The organism is Haloferax larsenii (assembly GCF_024730625.1).
GTDB classification, from domain to species: Archaea; Halobacteriota; Halobacteria; order Halobacteriales; family Haloferacaceae; genus Haloferax; species Haloferax larsenii.
On the sequence record NZ_CP078063.1, the window covers coordinates 323,458 to 339,575 of the forward strand.

Consider the following 16,118-nt stretch of genomic DNA (forward strand, 5'->3'; position numbering starts at 1 on the left):
TTATGCGCATCGAGCTAATTACTGACTGCCATGACGGAGTGGCGACCGGTACTCGGAGGCGTCTGTCTCGCCGCGAGTACCGAGGCCCTCGTCTACGCGATGACGGGGCAGTTTACGCTCGTCGGCGGTATCACGGGGAGTGCACTCGCCGGCTATCTCATCGGTTGTGACCCCGCAGACGGTGCCTGGCACGGGATGATGGCGGGCGTCGTCTGGGGGTCGATTCTCATGCCCCTCTCGATTCTCCTCACGTTCCTCAATCAGACGCCGATTCTCTTTCCCTTCCAGTACATCATGCCGTTCTTGGAGACGCCCGGTGAGCTTACGACCGCGATTATGCTCGCACTCGCCATGCCGAACGTCGTGTCGGGGTCGCTCGGGAGTCTCGCCCGACGCGACGCGAAAGGAACGTGGTTCGACCCGGCGATGGCGGAAGTCGAAGCGGTCGAAGACGCACAGTAGTGGCGGTGCGGCCGAGGCGTGCAATTCACGCTGCGCTCCCGCCTGTAATCTGACCCGTCGGCGCGTCTGACTGGCTACGAGAAGGCTTCCCGAGGGAGCGCCGTTCCAAACCGTTTATAGCCTCCTTCCGATAACGGGAGGACATGGCGAAAGAGCAGAAGCAGGTGCGCGAGCTCCAAGAAGGAAGCTACGTGATGATGGAAGAAAAGCCGTGCAAAATCTACGCCTACAGTACCGCAAAGCCCGGGAAGCACGGCAGCGCGAAGGCACGCGTCGAAGCCCGCGGCGTCTTCGACAACAAGAAGCGCTCGCTCTCCCAGCCCGTCGACGCGAAGGTTTGGGTTCCCATCATCGAGCGAAAGCAGGGTCAGGTCGTCTCCGTCACCGGTGAGGACGCCCAGATTATGGACCTCGAAACCTACGAGACGTTCACGATGCGCATCCCCGAAGACGAGGACCTCAACCCCGAAGACGAGATCGAGTACCTCGAATACGAAGGCCAGCGCAAGGTCGTCTAAACGGAGGACAGAGAGATGTTCCCCGGGGCGATAGCCGACCGCGACGACGCAGACTACGTCGTGCTCGGCGCTCCGCTCGACATCTCCACTTCGTTCCAACCAGGGACCCGTTTCGGACCGAATCGAATCCGTCGGTTCGCCGAGTCGTTCGACGACTACGACCGGCGCACCGACCACTTTTTCACCGACCTGAACGTCCACGACGCGGACGACGTCCGTGCGTGGGACGACGCACCCGAGTACGTCGAGTGGCTCACCGGGAGCGTCCGCGATATCGTCTGGGACGACGCCGTTCCCCTCCTCCTCGGCGGCGAACACACCATCACCGCCGCTGGCGTCGGCGGCGTCGAACCCGACGTGTTCGTCTGTCTCGACGCCCATCTCGACCTCCGCCGCGAGTACGACGGCAACGAGTGGAGTCACGCAACCATCACCCGTCGCGTCCTCGACGAACTCGACGTAGACGAGGCTATCATCCTCGGCGCTCGCACCGGGTCGCCCGAGGAGTGGGAGCGCGCCGAGGCCGACGACGTGACCGTCGTCGCACCCGAGGACGTTCCCGACTGGGAACCGGAGTTCGGCGACGACGACACTGTCTATCTGAGCGTCGATATCGACGCCGCAGACCCGGCGTTCGCCCCCGGAACCGGGACGAAAGAGCCGTTTGGCCTCACCTCGCGCGAGATGCGCGACGTGGTCCGCAGTGTTGCACCCGCCGCAGACGGCTTCGACGTGGTCGAAGTCAACGACCGAGACGACGGGCAATCGGCGTCGTTGGCGGCGAAGTTGCTCCGCGAATTTGTCTTCTCGCACGCGGCCGCCGACGCGCAGGACTAATCGAAGGTTCGTTCCGAGCCTGACCCAGAAGATTCGTTCCGAGCCTGAACTACTTTCACAGGCTTACAAGTCGCCGGACGCCGACTGGCGAGTATGCACCTCTCCGACATCGTCGCCCGCTTCGACGAGACGCTCGCCACGGACGAGTTCGCGGACGTGGACGCCAGCGCGAACGGTCTCCAAGTCGGCCCCGACGACGCGGACGTCGAGAAGGCGGTCTTCGCCGTCGACGCCGCCGAGGCGACTATCGACGCCGCAATCGACGCCGACGCGGACCTGCTCGTTACCCACCACGGCCTCGTCTGGGGTGGCTTCGACCGCCTGACCGGCCGCAACTTCGACCGCGTCGAACCCCTGATTCGCGAGGATATCGCGCTCTACGTCTCGCACCTCCCGCTCGACGGCCACCAGAAACTCGGCAACGCCGCCGGGGTGGCGGACCATCTCGACCTCCGAGTTCGGGAGCCGTTCGGCTCCATGGGTCCGGTCCACATCGGTCAGCGCGGCGTGTTCGACGCGCCCAAGACGACCGGGGAAGTCCGCGAGGCGCTCGACGAACTCGACGGAAGCGCAGGGACGCAGGTCATCGACTTCGGTCCCGACGAGATTTCGGACGTCGCCATCGTCACCGGCTCTGGAGTGGACTGGCTGGACGAGGCAGTCGAGACCGGTGTCGACGCGCTCGTCACCGGTGAAGGCAAACAGAAGGTGTACCACGAAGCGCGCGAGGCCGGTCTCACGGTGTTCCTCGCTGGCCACTACGCCACCGAGACGTTCGGCGTCCGGAGCCTCGCCGCGTTGGCCGACGAAATGGGTGTCGAGACCGAGTACATCAGCCATCCGACCGGGCTGTAACTCCGCTCGTTCTGGTTTCGGTTCGCCTGCCAACTCCCCGCACGGCTTCTCCGGACCGGGGCGTTCAAACGCTCGGCCGTCGCAGTGGCTTCCATGAGCGACCACGACGACGCCCACGACGGGGGTCACGAGGACGCCGGCCACGCGGACGACGACCACGAGGCTGACGCCCACGACCACGACGGCGGCTACGAGATGCCCGAGCGCGAGGAGTTCGAACACAACCCACTCGGCCACGCCGAGGTCAGCGCGGGCATGACCGTCGGCGAACTCGTCGAGCAGTACGGCCACGCCGGTATCGGCGCGGCCGACGTTCACGAGGCCGCCGACATCTACGCCGAGATGCTGGCCGACGAGGACTGCACAGTTTTCATGTCACTGGCGGGTGCGATGGTCCCGACCGGAATGCGGAAAATCGTCTCAGACCTCATCCGCGACGGCCACGTGGACGCGCTCGTGACGACCGGCGCGAACCTGACCCACGACGCCATCGAGGCCATCGGCGGCAAGCATCACCACGGCAGTGAGCATCACTGCGGGAAGACGCCCCGCGAACACGACGAGACGCTCCGCGACGAGGAAGTCGACCGCATCTACAACGTCTATCTCCCCCAAGAGCACTTCGCGCTCTTCGAGTCGCACCTCCGCGACGAGGTGTTCCCAGCGCTCGAAGAAGAAGGCGCAGTCAGTATCGAGCGACTCTGCCGCGAACTCGGCCGGGCGAACAGCGAGGTCAACGAGCGCGAGGGCGTCGACGAGGACGCAGGTGTCGCTGCGGCGGCCTACGAGTCCGACGTGCCCATCTACTGCCCCGCCGTGCAGGACTCCGTGCTCGGCCTGCAAGCGTGGATGTACTCCCAGACTTCGGCGTTCACGCTGGACGCACTGGCGGACATGACGCCGCTGACGGACCTCGCGTACGACGCCGAGACGGCAGGCTGCCTGCTCGTCGGCGGCGGCGTCCCGAAGAACTTCACCCTCCAGACGATGCTCGTCACACCGGGAGCGTACGATTACGGCGTCCAGATTACGATGGACCCCGAGGCGACCGGTGGGCTGTCGGGCGCGACGCTCGACGAGGCGCGTTCGTGGGGCAAACTCGAAAAAGACGCCCGCAACGCGACGGTTCTCGGCGACGCGACTATCATGCTCCCGCTGCTCGTCGCGTCGGCCCGCGAGCGACTGGCATAATCAATTCGGCGAACAGCCCGGTCCGTTCGAATCGGTCACAGCATACGGTCGCTTCCGGTGTCGGGAATCCATTCTCGTTTTCGAAAATCGGGCGCAAACATCTAACCGCCGCGCCGAGACAGTGCGAACGGAATGAGAGAGCCGTCGCTCGTGTCGGTCGTCAACGAGCGCTCCGACGTGGAACTCGCCGCTGTCTTCGAGCGCATCTGGGAAGCCAGAGGCTACGAGACGCGCGTCCGGTTCAGCGGTCCCGACGTCCACGTCGAAGCCGAGGGCGAGACGCCCGAGGGCGCACACCGCGAGGTTCGAATCTGGATTACGACGAGCAGGACAATCACCGCCGACATGACGAGCGCGTTCGTCCGCAAGTGCGACCGGTCGGACGTCGAACCGTACATCGCTCCAATCGGGCGTGGGAAAATGAACCCCGACGCGCACCGAACCGGTCTCGTCGAACTCGACGCGTCGAGTATCGCCGTCGAGATTCGAGAGGCCGATATCGAACCGTTCGTCCGCGACCTCGCGGAGAGTGACGAAACCCACGTCAAAACGAATTGGCTGGGTGAGCGAGTCGACGAAGAAGATAGAGAAGGCGACGGCGACGGCGACGGCGACGGTGACGATGACGACGAACCCGAGGCGATTTCCCGCCGGGAAGCGCTGAAGAAAGTCGGCGGGTACGTCACCGGCGGGCTCGTGACGTATCTCGTCGTCGAGCGAATCTCCGATATGATTCAGAACTCGCCGAAACTCCGGGCTGCCATCGCCGAGCGCGTCGCGTGGGTCGGGTCGTTCCTCCCGGACGTGTCGCTGCCGACGGTCGAGTGGTCGGTTCCCTCGCCGCAACCCATTCGGGACGACCCATCGATGCCCGACACGAACGCCTCGGCGCAGACGACCCCCACCAACGCGACGGCCGTCCCGTACGACGACCTCCGAGACGACCCCGAGGGATACGAGGGAACGGCAGTAACCTACTCCGGAACGATTGACGAGACTACCGAACGCGACGACGAGCGCTTCGCCGTCATCGCCGTCGAGGGCGCAAACGGACTGCCCAAAGGCGACATCGTCGGTCGCTGGCCGTCCGGGCAGTTCTTCGACGACGATATCGGCTTTCGGTTGTTGGGCGACGAGCGCGTCACGGTGTGGGGGCGTGTCGCTGGCACCTCTTCGATGTTCTTCGGGCGTCCGCTTCCGCTGGTGGACTTGGTGGCGCTCCAGAAGGCGTGAGGTGGAATCCCTGCCGGTTTTTATCCCGCGTGTGTAGAGGCGAGTGGCCGATGACGATGGCACCGCTCTGAGTCGGACTCGGCACCCGACGATGAGGAACCCTATGAGTGCCGAGGCCGAACTATCACCGAGTATTTGATTAATTAACTAACTCTTTGCACGCTTTCGAAATTAGCTAAGAAACATCACAGCCCAGCCACCCCCGCTAGAGATAGTTGATTTACCTAGACTATATGTTGGACCAAAAAATGTGTCCAATACTTAACTCGACACACACGAGATCACAACTGCCTCGGATGAGATTGCTGTTCGTGAGTACCTCTAAACCAACGTGAAGCCACATCCAAGGGTAACTCAGGTGAGTTACCCGAGACAACGAGATGATTTTATGAGATCTGGCGGTTCCAAGTGTTGACAATTCGGGGAGTACGTGCGTTCATTCAATTTCTAGAGACCATGATTGCAATTCCCGCGAATACGATAACTACCCCCAATATCTTTAGAATATTTAGACTAGTGCTCCCAGTATAATTCATCGACGGTAAAATGTAGCTTGCAATCACAAATATGCCTACTCCAAAGAAGATTACTAACCCTGATGGGCTTAATAACGTTTGCCGCATAATGTCATCCATGCAACTACTCCACGATACTCGGAAGTATTAAATTTTCTGGAAATCAAGATATAATATTTTATCTATTATCATGATTTCGCTGACACTCTTTAGAGAGGACAGTCGTAATAAACAGGCGAATAGAGTACACTCTGAGGCGCCACATAGGCCCCAGTCACTATTTTACGAGTGACAATCCCTAGTTGAATTCCTTCACGTCTGTCCCAACCCTGTGTTTCAGCTGGGCCAACGAAGGAGACCACCAACGTCAACGCGTACGAAAGAGGTCCGGAACTCATCGAAACCGTCGGTATCACGGGAGCGATGTTTATGATTCTCAGCGGCGTCGTTCCCGTTCTCGCGGTGGTCGCAAGTAGTGATGCCGTCGCTCGAAAGCGGAGTCGTGGGACGCTTCGCGTGATGCTCGGACTGCCGTACAACCGCCTCGATATCGTCGCCGGGACCTTCGTCGGTCGCTATGTGGTCGTTGCGACCGCTGTCGCGCTGTACGTGTCTGTGGTCGCACTCACGTCAGTCGTGATTGGCGGTCCCCTCGGAGTCGAGCGACTGGCGGCGTTCTTCGCCATCACGCTGCTGTTGGCGATGGTGGTTACTGGTCTCGCAGTCTGTCTCTCGCTGCAGACTCGGTCGGTGACTCGCGCCTTTGCGGGCTCGTTGGTAGTTCTCGCGGTGTTTCTCTTCCGGCTCTGGGGGTTCGTTCCGACGGTCGTCGAACTGGTCCGAAACGGGATGGTTGCCCCGGAGACGATGCCCGAGTGGGGAGTGGTCTTCCAACAACTCAATCCTATTCGGGCCTTCACGTCTGCGCTAATCGGTCTCTATCCCGAATTGGCGTCCGCGCATTTCCTCGGTGAGGTCGTCGAACCGCCGGTCCCGTACTATCATCAGCCGTCGTTTGCACTCGCCGTGCTCGCCGGTTGGGTACTCGTCCCGCTGGTAGTCGCGTACCTCCGCTTTCGGACAGCAGATGTCTGACGCGGCTGTCCATGGGTGCGACGTGGACCACTGGGTCGGGATACAGTTGTAATTGGCCCGAACTGCTGAGACTCATCCGACAGAACAGTTATCGCACGCGACGAAGACGTCTGTCTGTTCATGAACCGACGAGCGTTCTTGGCAGCATCGGGACTCGGGCTTCTCGGAGGGTGTGCGTCCAGTGAGAGCGACACAGGCGGCACCGAGACCACAGCAGCGACGGCCGAGCAGACGGCTGCCACGACTGACGAGTCGGCGACTGTCGCAACCGACGAACCGACGGCAGCCGAGACGGAAGGCGAGACACCGCTCCGCGGCGTCTCACTGTCACCACGAAGCTATTCGGGCGACGAGTTACGGCGTTCTTCGAACACATTCGAGAAACCGACCTCGCGGTTCGCTGGGCTGGAGACTGGCAAGACCTCGCTTCCGACGAGGGTGCACCAGCCGTCGTCTGTACGCTCGCAGAGCAGTACGGATACCAGCCAGTTATCGAAACGGGCGTCTACTCCGTCGACGACGGCGAGCTATTTCGGCCACTGGACGAAGCGGGACAGACCGCGTTCGTCGAGACAGTCAGCGACTTTGCCGCGGAGTGGAAGCCACCCTATTTCGGCATCGGCGTCGAGGTGAATCTCCATGCTGAGGACGAACCGGAGCAGTTCGAGACGTTCGTCTCGCTCTTCGCCGACGCCTACGACGCAATCAAGGACGTCTCGCCGTCCACGCAGGTGTACACAGGGTTCCAACTCGAATGGATGCGCGGACTTCGGGGCGGTGTGTTCGGTGGCGAAAACGATGCCAGTCAGACGCAGTGGGACCTTCTCGACCGCTTCCCGAAGAGCGACCTCGTCGCGTTCACGAGCTATCCCGACCTCGTCTTCGAGCGACCGGCGGACATCCCAGACGAGTACTACGTCGAGGCGGCAGACCGCGTCGAAAAGCCGATTGCGATTACTGAAACCGGCTGGACAGCAACGTCGAGAGACATCGGCTGGGAGCGGACGGAGGCCCAACAGGTCGCGTTCGTCGAACGTCTGTCCGACCTCACGAACCCAATCGACGTCGCGATGCTCGTCTGGCTATGGATGTACGACCAAGGCGGTGACACGGCCGCTTTCGACGACATGACCTTGCGACGCCCCGATGGGTCTGCCCGCCCCGTCTGGGACGCGTGGACGACAGACGCGTGACAACCTACCGAGCTGGTCTTTACTGGCTTACCACACGTGAGTCGCACGCGAAGAAAAATGGACGAACCGAACACGGGAACGCCACTGTCGGACCTCACACGTAGCGACACACCCGGGTTTCCGTAGAACGTTGTTTCACTAGAAAATCGTTCTCAACGTTCGATACGGCTAGAAATACTCACTGAGCGAGTCTCAACACCAACGAATTAATTTTGGTCCCCTACAAACCGATGGTGTATATGAGCGAGCAACGGGGTGAGAGACACCGAAGTCGGTTCAATGGGGATACACGCGTTCTCTATCGGCAGGCGGTCCGGACGCCATTACCGGATATCGACGCCGAGCGGATGTTCTACGAGAACATGATGAACGTCGCAGACGCCCAAGAGCAGAAGGCAGACATGCTCGAAGACCCCAATATCACGCTGCTCGAAGCCTACGAGCGACAACTCGAAGGAATCTCCGAGAGCTACAAACGGCGGCTGGAGAGCATCGCCGGCGATGACTACGAATCGGTCGCGCTCGCTCACTTCAACGGGGACCGAGACGACCGCGTGAGTCGGCTGGCGGCGTACTACTACGAGGGGCTGTGGCGGATGCAACAGCGCATCACCGTCGCGGACATGATGTTCTTCCCCATCATCATCCGCTACCCCGACAGCTTCACCGTGAACATCCGCTTTGCGAGCGGCTACGCGACGACCAAGTCCGTCGTGTACGAGTCGCCCGAACACTCCGAAGAGGACGTCGAAGACGAGTACTTCGACCGGTACTACAACGAGAGCCTGTTCGAGCAAAAGGAGGCAGCAGCGAAGATTAGAGCCTGGGCGGACGTCATCCGCGAGGAGTTCCCCGACCCCGACGAAGCGTCCTTCGACGAACGGAAGTTCGGCGGTATCGTCTCGGGCGGCGGCCGAAAGGGGTCGCTCTTCTCGTCGGTCCTCGAACGCGTCGAGCCAGACCCAGACCGGTTCGACGAACCAGTAGAGGAACCAGTGCTGGTTCCGGAAGGAAAAGAAGCAAAACGAACCGAGCGCGAGTTGCTCCCCGAGGGCTCGCTCGTTATCTAAATCCGGACGACTCGCGACGACAGAGTCTGTAGACGGTGTTACGTATCGGAGTCGACGCCACCATCGCCACCGTCAGGTTTAGCGAGTGGTTCTGGCCGTGCCGGGGAGCCGCCTTGCTCAGTCTGTGCTGGCGTATCCCCCGACTGTGAGTCAGTTGCGTCTGTAGCGTGCTCGTGGCCCTTTAGCGACGGCTCTATCTCGTCGGCCGGGACGAGCGAGTGGGCGTCGGTGGCCTGTGCGTCGCCGCCTGTCGCCACGTCGAACCGGTCGAGTGCGGACCGAAGGTCGCTGGCACGCGACGACAGGTCGTCGACGCGTTCGGACACCGCGTCGAGCGAGGCCGTCTGGGCTTCGGTCGCGGCCGTCACGTCCTGTGCGCTCTCGCTCGTTCGCTCGCTGATTTCGGAGACGTCTTCGACCATCGAGACGACCTCGGTGGTCGCGTGTGCCTGGCGCTCGGTGGCACGGCGAATCTCCTGAATCCCGTCGGCCGTCTCCTCCACGTCGTCGACGATGGTGTCGATTGCCTCCATCGCCGCTTCGATGGTCTCAGAGCCCTCGCCGACGCGAGTTCGCGTCTGGCGGATGTCTGTGGCAGTCTCGTCGGTCTGCTCGCGAACGCGGTCGATAGCCGAGTCAATCTCACCGGTCGCCTCCTGTGTCTCCTCGGCGAGGTCTTTCACTTCGTCCGCGACGACCGCGAAGCCCTCGCCCGCCTCGCCAGCGCGAGCCGCCTCGATAGAGGCGTTGAGCGCGAGGATGTGCGTCTGGCTGGCAATCTGGTCGATGAAGCCGACGACAGATTCGATTTCCTCGATGACCGATTCAAGTTCCTCGACTTGCTCGACTGTGTTCTCGGTTGCCGACTCGATGGCGCGGAGTTCGGCGATTGCATCGGATGCGGCGTCGCGGCTGTACTCACCGCGCTCGGATGCCGCCGCTGCGCGGTCGGCGACTTCGGACGCAGACGCGGTCACCTCCTGAATAGTCGCCGAGAAGTCGTTCATGCGTTCGGTCACGTCGTCGAGGTGGTCGTCCTGTTCGACGATGTCGTCGAGAATCGTCGCCATCGACTCGGAGACGGTTTCGCTGGTTTCGGTGACGTCGGCGACGCTAGCACTCGTCTCCGCGCTGGCTTCGGCGACGGAGTCGCTGAACGCCTGTGCATCCGCGATGACGCCCCCGAGTTCGTCCATCGTTTCGTTGTACGTCCGCGCGATGTCGGCCATCGCCTCGCTCTCGGAGTCGGGGTCCATCCGGCAGACGATGTCGCCCGCGGCGCACTGCTCCATGACGCGGCGGTACTCCTCGGCTTTCGTTTCGAGGTGCGTGTTCAGCGCCTCGGTCTCGTCGAGCGTCTGCTTCAACGAACCTCGCATTTCGTCGAACGAGTCGTAGAGCGTCCCGAACTCGTCGATAGACTCCGTTTCGAGGTCGACATCGAGGTTCCCGTCGGACATCTCCTCTGCACGCCGTGTCAATTCGCTGAGTCGATGTGTCGTACGACGGCCGACGAACACGGCGACGGCACCGAGCGAGCCAATCGCAGCGAGAATCGTCAGCAGTAACCCGCCGCCGACGCTGTCGCGGACGCTGTACGCGGTCGCCGCCGGGACGGCGGTCGAGAGCGTCCACTCGACGCCTTCGACCGGCGTGTACGCAACGACGTGGTCGCCCGGTTTGTCGAGAACCGTACCGTTCGTAACCGACTCGGTCGGTACGGCGATGGTTCCGTTCTCAGCGGTCGAGACGACAGGCGACCCGCTTGCTCCGTAGAGCGTCGTCTGGCTCCCGGCCATCGTCTGCTCTGTCGCAGCGATTCGGTCGGGGAGGCTCACCGTGACGAGGACCGCCGCTTCGGCGTTTTCGGGCGGTTTGCTCGCGAGGACGAACGACGCCTCGTCGTCGATGGGAGATGCGAACGTCTTCGACGAGACGTAGACTCTGTCCGGTTCTGGGTTGATGTTCTCCGAGAGGTCACCCCACGGCAACCCAACCTCGGAGACGGTCTTACCCTCTAACGAACTCGCCGTACTCTCTCGAATCTCGCCGGTACTGTAATCGACGTAGTGGATGGCGGTGATATCTTGCTGGCCGAGCGCCGAACTGCGTTGGAAGAGGAAGCTACTGGCAGCCTGCTCGTTTCCGGGTTGGAACTGCCACGCGGAGGAGATAGATTTCGTCTCGGTGCGTTTGCTCTCGACCCACGCCTCGATTCCGTCGGCCTGCAGTTCCGCGGTCGAGGTGAGTTGCTGTTCGACCTGGTCGTCGAGGGTCCCCTGCACCTGTGTGTAGGTGGCGAAGCCAACGCCAGCCATGACGACCATGGCGACGAGCACCGCGGCGAAGAACTTGCGTGCGTACGTCCGGCGGATGACACGCGGTACAACCGACGATGGAGCTGCCTGTCTAATCCTCTCGCCGACTGCTCGGATAGCGTCGGGCATCGGCTCACTCCAGAGACTCGACCAGCGTTCTCGCATTGAATCGATATTTTGATTTCACCTGTGATAAATTGGCTTACTATATAGTGGTTAGAATGCTATGAACACATGGTGAGAGACTACTGAAATACACCTTTGAAACTGGCGAGTAACACCGGTGAATTTGGCCAAATAGGGCCAATTTTTGCCGAGTGTGGCCTTCGTATCCAACCCGAGACAATCAGTTCTGCGAGGAAAATATCGGACACGCTAAGCTCTAAAAATTGTAATCTATATATCTATCAATACCAATATCGAATCGGGGAAACGGAGCCACAGCTTGACGCGAACACGGCGACGCTATAAGTGCGCAAGCGGCCAACGACCAGTATGGAAAGCCACGTTCCGTCCCGCCGCGGGGACACCCTCCGGGACGTGATTCGGTTTTATCTCCTGGACCACCAGACGGTCGTCGGGAAGGCCATCGACATCGGACTTCTCGGCCTTAACCTCGTGTTCGTGGCGGTGTTCGTACTCGAAACGTACCCGCTGTCGTCGGCCGTCCAAGAAGCGCTCTGGCGATTCGAAGTCGTGATTGCACTCGTCTTCCTCCTCGAATACGTCCTCAGAGTGTATGGCGCGCGGAGTCGCGTCGGCGAACTGACCGACCCGTACACGCTCGTCGACCTGATAGCAATCGTTCCGACGCTCTCGGTGTGGCTGCTTCCGGTCCCAGCGCTCGCAGCGAAATCGGCTTTCTTCGTGTGATTCGGGTGGTTCGCGTCCTCCGATTCTACCGCTTCACCCGCGACGAGGAGTTCTTCTTCGGCACCGTCTCCGTGGGGACGCTTCGCGTGATGAAGTTGCTGTTGACCGTGCTGACGATTTTCTTCGTCGCCGCGGGGATGTTCTACTCGTTCGAACACGAGATGAACCCGCAAGTATCGACGTTCGCCGACGCGTTCTACTTCGTCGTCGTCGCACTCACGACCGTCGGATTCGGTGATATCATCCCCGTCACGCAGGCGGGGCGAGCAGTCACCGTCGCCGCGATTCTCGCGGGTATCATCCTCATCCCGTGGCAGGCGAGTAAAATCGTCAAAGAGTGGGCCCACAGAGACCAGGTCAACGTCGTTTGCGAGAACTGCGGACTCGCGTACCACGACCGCGACGCCTCCCACTGCAAGTCCTGCGGGCACGTCATCTACCAGGAGTACGATTCACGGGAGTGAAACGTCGGCCATTGACCTTCTCCCGCGGCTAAAATCGAGGGAATCAGACAGTCCGGACGTATACAACATGAACATTTATTATAGATTGGTCAGAAGAGCGGAGTACACAATGTCGGTCGTACACGTACAGCAGTAACTCCCTCGACGCCCAGTATCGCTGTCCGACCGACCCACAACCGAACCCCAACCGTGAGCACAAACACACGCCCGACATACGAACCGCAACTGCGAACAACCCGACGCTCGTCGCGCTCGACTTCAGACGCCGACACCGCCGCCAACGACACTGCCGACGCCGACTCGTGGATAGCACAGTGTCAACGTCAGTTCGAGTCGAACCGAACCGAGCGACTCCACAACCTCGTCGACCGGAAGAATCAGTCGCTACCGCGGATGGACTGAGTCAACCACCCATCACCACAGTTCGGTTCTGTCTCCACACCCGTTCTCGCTCAAGTACCCGCCTTGCGGCGACACATCGCTTCAAGTGACTGGCGCGCCCAGTGGCGGGCGATGCGATTGGCACGGATTCGAACCGACGACGGTGTTGCGACGGGGCACTATCAGGATGGTCTCGTGACAGTCGATGGCGACGAGTTCGAAGTCGGCGTCGACGCCGACCTTCTCGCACCCTGTGACCCATCGGCGGTCTACTGCGTGGGGCGGAACTATGCGGCCACGGTCGACCAGATGGACTACGAGATTCCCGACCAGCCGGACTGGTTCATCAAGCCACCGGCGTCGGTTCTGAACCCCGGTGCATCCATCGTGTATCCCTCGTGGACAGACGAACTGACCTACGCAGGCGAGTTGGCGGCCGTCATCGACCGCGAGTGCCACGATATCTCAGAAGCCGAGGTTGCCGACGTGGTTCGCGGCTACACGATCCTCAACGACCTCGACGCACTCGACCAACCCGGCCGAACTGCTCGGAAGGCCTTCGACGGGTCCGGCCCGCTCGGGCCGTGGATAGAGACCGACGTCGACCCGTCCGACATGGACATGACGACCCACGTCAGCGGCGAGTTGCGACAGGAGGCGAACACCGACCAGATGCTCTTTTCGCCCGCCGAAGTCGTCTCGTTCCTCTCGGAGCGCTACACGTTCCGCCCCGGCGACGTGGTCTCCTTCGGAAGCCCGGCAAACCCGGGGCTCCTCGAACCCGGCGACGACGTAGAAATCTGGTACGAGGGCGTTGGTACGCTGACGAATACGGTCGTTGCATCGGAGAAGTAGCGAATTCGACTGCACAGAGGTGTGGCGAATTCGACTGCGCCAGAGAATAGCGGCGAAACGAGCGTCAGTTGAGCGTCTCGACCTCGTCTGTGAGGTCTGCCGGTTCGTCGACGGGGCCGTTGATAAACAGGCCGTGGCCCATCAACACGGCGGCGATGGAACTAAACCCGACGATGCTCGCCGTTGGGGAAAACGACGTGAACTGGCCGATTACTACGCCAGCGACGAGGCTCACGAAGATTCCGACGAGGACGAGGTCGTAGTACTGCCACGTATAGTCCATGTGAATACGAACGAGAGCCAGCACTGAAGGAGTACTGGCTAGTTTCGGTCCGACTGAGGGCGAACCAAACACCGTCTGGCACGGCATGGGCAGAGCAGTCACGGAACGTCTATACGTCGCCAGTCACTCCACACCCTATGGAATACCAGACTGCGCTCGACCGAGCGCTCGACATCCTTCCGGAGCGGAACGTGGAACAGGAACGCCTGACGATACCGGACCCGTCGGGCGAAACGGACGGTGCATTCACGCGCCTCACCAACCTCGGCGAGATTGCCGACGCACTCTCGCGGACGCCGACCCACCTCCACAGCGCCATCCAGCGTACCTTCGGTACGAGCGGCCAACTCGAAGGCGACCGCGCCCGTTACAGCGGGTCGTTCTCCATCAACGACTTCGAAGAGGCCATCGACGAATACGTCGAAGAGTACGTCATCTGCTCGGAGTGTGGCCTGCCGGACACGCGTCTCGTGACCGAAGACGGCGTCGATATGCTCCGCTGTGAGGCCTGTGGTGCCTTCCGTCCCGTCCAGAAGCGCACCAGTACGAGCAAGAAGCGCCAGCGCGAGACCGTGGAAGAAGGCCGCACCTACGAGGTCGAAATCACCGGAACCGGCCGCAAAGGCGACGGCGTCGCAAAGCGCGGTGACTACACCATCTTCGTTCCCGGCGCGAAGGAAGGCCAGACGGTCCGCGTCTACATCAAGAACACGAGTGGGTCGCTCGCGTTCGCGCGACTCGCCTAACGCGACTCGGTCGGCGACAGAAATATCAATATATTATCAATTTCCCGAATGCCTATCAAATAGAGTGCCATACCGGGCTACATGAGTCGAGGGGAAGGGGCAGGGACCGCGCACGCGATTACGACCGGTCAGCGCGAGAACCCGATTCGCGTCCTCCACGTCGACGACGACGCTTCATTTGCCGAGCTTACGTCGACGCTGTTGGAACGGGAATCGACTGCCGAACCGCCGCTCGAAGTCCAAACCGAGACGGACCCGACTGCTGCCAAGACGCACCTCGACGAAGTCGACTGCGTCGTCAGCGACTACGATATGCCGGCCGTCGACGGCCTCGAACTGTTAGACGAGGTTCGGCAGCGCTACCCCGACCTTCCCTTTATTCTCTTTACCGGGCGAGGGTCAGAGGAAATCGCGAGTAAGGCAATCTCCGCCGGCGTCACGGACTATCTCCGAAAAGGCGGGCGGAGCGACCGGTTCGGTGTCCTCGCGAACCGAATCCGAAACGTCGTCGCCAAGCGCCGAGCAGAGCGGTCCGCACACCAGAGCACTCGTCTGCTTCGGAACGTCATCGACCACCTCCCGCAGTGCGTGTTCGTCAAGGACATCGAGGGTCGGTATCTCCTCATCAACGAAAACGGGGCCGAAACGTACGGTGGTTCGCCCGAAGACATCGAAGGCAAGACGGAGTCCGACGTGAACGACCCCGAGACCGCCGCCAAGTTCCGGGAAGAAGACCGGCAGGTCATCGAACAGGGCGTGGCGAGGTACATCAGCGACCAACACGTGGTCGACGAAGACGGGGACGAGCGCGTCGAGCGAGTGGTGAAGTTCCCGTTCGATATCGAGTCGGCTTCGACCCCGGCGGTACTCGGTATCGCCGAGGACGTGACGGCGGAGCGGCGGAAGACCGCCCAACTCGACGCGACCGCGACGCTCGTCGAACGCCTCCGTTCGCACCTCGACTCGGTCGGGGGCCGTCACAACGAGAGCGACGGGGCAACAGAGGACGCGGCCGATGAAAAACTCACAGCACTCGTCGACGAACTCGAAACCGTGATTACCGACCCGCAATCGGTCGACGTGCAGTCGGTCCTGCGGGACGACGACTTGGACTGAGAGAACGTTCTGGGTACGACTGACTACGTCTCCAGCGACGAGACGGCGTAGTCCATCTCGTTCGTTGACGTGAGTTTGTTCCCATCGGACGGGAACCGATGGACAGGGTGATA

Annotated in this window: 15 protein-coding genes and 1 pseudogene; 14 read left to right on the plus strand and 2 right to left on the minus strand. The window is 61.4% G+C overall.

What is annotated here, in order from left to right; genetic code table 11:
• The first annotated feature begins 30 nt into the window (after nucleotides 1–30).
• From KU306_RS01765 to KU306_RS01805, 9 genes are all read left to right on the plus strand, one after another.
• A complete protein-coding gene (locus KU306_RS01765) occupies nucleotides 31–462 on the plus strand; it encodes a DUF5518 domain-containing protein (protein WP_007542597.1) in 432 nt (143 codons plus the stop codon).
• 143 nt (nucleotides 463–605) lie between these two features.
• Nucleotides 606–980, plus strand: coding sequence for a translation initiation factor IF-5A (locus KU306_RS01770; RefSeq protein WP_007542595.1), 375 nt, complete (start codon nucleotides 606–608; stop codon nucleotides 978–980).
• A gap of 15 nt (nucleotides 981–995) precedes the next feature.
• Nucleotides 996–1,817 carry an agmatinase gene (speB, locus tag KU306_RS01775; RefSeq protein WP_258302689.1) on the plus strand — a complete coding sequence of 274 codons (822 nt, stop codon included), beginning with the start codon at nucleotides 996–998 and terminating at the stop codon, nucleotides 1,815–1,817.
• A gap of 93 nt (nucleotides 1,818–1,910) precedes the next feature.
• Nucleotides 1,911–2,672: a Nif3-like dinuclear metal center hexameric protein gene (locus tag KU306_RS01780; protein WP_258302690.1), complete on the plus strand. Its 762-nt coding sequence runs from the start codon at nucleotides 1,911–1,913 to the stop codon at nucleotides 2,670–2,672.
• A 93-nt stretch (nucleotides 2,673–2,765) separates the two neighbouring features.
• The gene (locus KU306_RS01785; RefSeq protein WP_258302691.1) at nucleotides 2,766–3,863 is read left to right on the plus strand and encodes a deoxyhypusine synthase; all 1,098 of its coding nucleotides are present in this window, start codon (nucleotides 2,766–2,768) and stop codon (nucleotides 3,861–3,863) included.
• 132 nt (nucleotides 3,864–3,995) lie between these two features.
• A complete protein-coding gene (locus tag KU306_RS01790) occupies nucleotides 3,996–5,096 on the plus strand; it encodes a hypothetical protein (RefSeq protein ID WP_258302692.1) in 1,101 nt (366 codons plus the stop codon).
• Between the two features lie 944 nt (nucleotides 5,097–6,040).
• On the plus strand, nucleotides 6,041–6,706 hold the full coding sequence (locus KU306_RS01795; RefSeq protein WP_258302693.1) for an ABC transporter permease subunit: 666 nt from the start codon (nucleotides 6,041–6,043) through the stop codon (nucleotides 6,704–6,706).
• Nucleotides 6,707–7,335: 629 nt separating this feature from the next.
• Nucleotides 7,336–7,899 (plus strand): hypothetical protein, encoded by a 564-nt coding sequence (locus tag KU306_RS01800; protein WP_258302694.1) that lies wholly within the window; start codon nucleotides 7,336–7,338, stop codon nucleotides 7,897–7,899.
• A 239-nt stretch (nucleotides 7,900–8,138) separates the two neighbouring features.
• The gene (locus KU306_RS01805; RefSeq protein ID WP_193788113.1) at nucleotides 8,139–8,969 is read left to right on the plus strand and encodes a hypothetical protein; all 831 of its coding nucleotides are present in this window, start codon (nucleotides 8,139–8,141) and stop codon (nucleotides 8,967–8,969) included.
• A gap of 38 nt (nucleotides 8,970–9,007) precedes the next feature.
• Here KU306_RS01805 and KU306_RS01810 read toward each other — a convergent pair whose 3' ends face one another.
• The gene (locus KU306_RS01810) at nucleotides 9,008–11,416 is read right to left on the minus strand and encodes a methyl-accepting chemotaxis protein (RefSeq protein ID WP_258302695.1); all 2,409 of its coding nucleotides are present in this window, start codon (nucleotides 11,414–11,416) and stop codon (nucleotides 9,008–9,010) included.
• 366 nt (nucleotides 11,417–11,782) lie between these two features.
• Here KU306_RS01810 and KU306_RS01815 point away from each other — a divergent pair.
• From KU306_RS01815 to KU306_RS01825, 3 genes and pseudogenes are all read left to right on the plus strand, one after another.
• Nucleotides 11,783–12,624: pseudogene (locus KU306_RS01815) on the plus strand (ion transporter).
• A gap of 189 nt (nucleotides 12,625–12,813) precedes the next feature.
• Nucleotides 12,814–13,026, plus strand: a complete 213-nt coding sequence (locus tag KU306_RS01820; RefSeq protein WP_007542565.1) for a hypothetical protein — start codon at nucleotides 12,814–12,816, stop codon at nucleotides 13,024–13,026.
• A gap of 111 nt (nucleotides 13,027–13,137) precedes the next feature.
• Nucleotides 13,138–13,860 (plus strand): fumarylacetoacetate hydrolase family protein, encoded by a 723-nt coding sequence (locus KU306_RS01825; RefSeq protein WP_258302696.1) that lies wholly within the window; start codon nucleotides 13,138–13,140, stop codon nucleotides 13,858–13,860.
• Nucleotides 13,861–13,924: 64 nt separating this feature from the next.
• Here the strand turns inward: KU306_RS01825 and KU306_RS01830 are convergent, their stop codons facing one another.
• The gene (locus KU306_RS01830; RefSeq protein WP_258302697.1) at nucleotides 13,925–14,143 is read right to left on the minus strand and encodes a DUF8015 family protein; all 219 of its coding nucleotides are present in this window, start codon (nucleotides 14,141–14,143) and stop codon (nucleotides 13,925–13,927) included.
• Nucleotides 14,144–14,280: 137 nt separating this feature from the next.
• Between KU306_RS01830 and KU306_RS01835 the strand changes: the two genes are divergently transcribed.
• Both KU306_RS01835 and KU306_RS01840 read left to right on the plus strand, forming a co-directional pair.
• A complete protein-coding gene (locus KU306_RS01835; protein WP_258302698.1) occupies nucleotides 14,281–14,889 on the plus strand; it encodes a translation initiation factor IF-2 subunit beta in 609 nt (202 codons plus the stop codon).
• Nucleotides 14,890–14,970: 81 nt separating this feature from the next.
• Nucleotides 14,971–16,005, plus strand: coding sequence for a PAS domain-containing protein (locus KU306_RS01840; protein WP_258302699.1), 1,035 nt, complete (start codon nucleotides 14,971–14,973; stop codon nucleotides 16,003–16,005).
• The last annotated feature ends 113 nt before the right edge of the window (nucleotides 16,006–16,118 follow it).

What these genes read in the sequence shown, in the direction of transcription:
- KU306_RS01770 (WP_007542595.1), top strand. Translation starts at nt 606, where the DNA reads ATGGCGAAAGAGCAGAAGCAGGTGCGCGAGCTCCAAGAAGGAAGCTAC.
- KU306_RS01765 (WP_007542597.1), top strand. Translation starts at nt 31, where the DNA reads ATGACGGAGTGGCGACCGGTACTCGGAGGCGTCTGTCTCGCCGCGAGT.
- KU306_RS01780 (WP_258302690.1), top strand. Translation starts at nt 1,911, where the DNA reads ATGCACCTCTCCGACATCGTCGCCCGCTTCGACGAGACGCTCGCCACG.
- KU306_RS01805 (WP_193788113.1), top strand. Translation starts at nt 8,139, where the DNA reads ATGAGCGAGCAACGGGGTGAGAGACACCGAAGTCGGTTCAATGGGGAT.
- KU306_RS01835 (WP_258302698.1), top strand. Translation starts at nt 14,281, where the DNA reads ATGGAATACCAGACTGCGCTCGACCGAGCGCTCGACATCCTTCCGGAG.
- KU306_RS01825 (WP_258302696.1), top strand. Translation starts at nt 13,138, where the DNA reads ATGCGATTGGCACGGATTCGAACCGACGACGGTGTTGCGACGGGGCAC.
- speB (WP_258302689.1), top strand. Translation starts at nt 996, where the DNA reads ATGTTCCCCGGGGCGATAGCCGACCGCGACGACGCAGACTACGTCGTG.
- KU306_RS01790 (WP_258302692.1), top strand. Translation starts at nt 3,996, where the DNA reads ATGAGAGAGCCGTCGCTCGTGTCGGTCGTCAACGAGCGCTCCGACGTG.
- KU306_RS01785 (WP_258302691.1), top strand. Translation starts at nt 2,766, where the DNA reads ATGAGCGACCACGACGACGCCCACGACGGGGGTCACGAGGACGCCGGC.
- KU306_RS01830 (WP_258302697.1), bottom strand. Translation starts at nt 14,143, where the DNA reads ATGGACTATACGTGGCAGTACTACGACCTCGTCCTCGTCGGAATCTTC.
- KU306_RS01810 (WP_258302695.1), bottom strand. Translation starts at nt 11,416, where the DNA reads ATGCCCGACGCTATCCGAGCAGTCGGCGAGAGGATTAGACAGGCAGCT.
- KU306_RS01840 (WP_258302699.1), top strand. Translation starts at nt 14,971, where the DNA reads ATGAGTCGAGGGGAAGGGGCAGGGACCGCGCACGCGATTACGACCGGT.
- KU306_RS01795 (WP_258302693.1), top strand. Translation starts at nt 6,041, where the DNA reads ATGATTCTCAGCGGCGTCGTTCCCGTTCTCGCGGTGGTCGCAAGTAGT.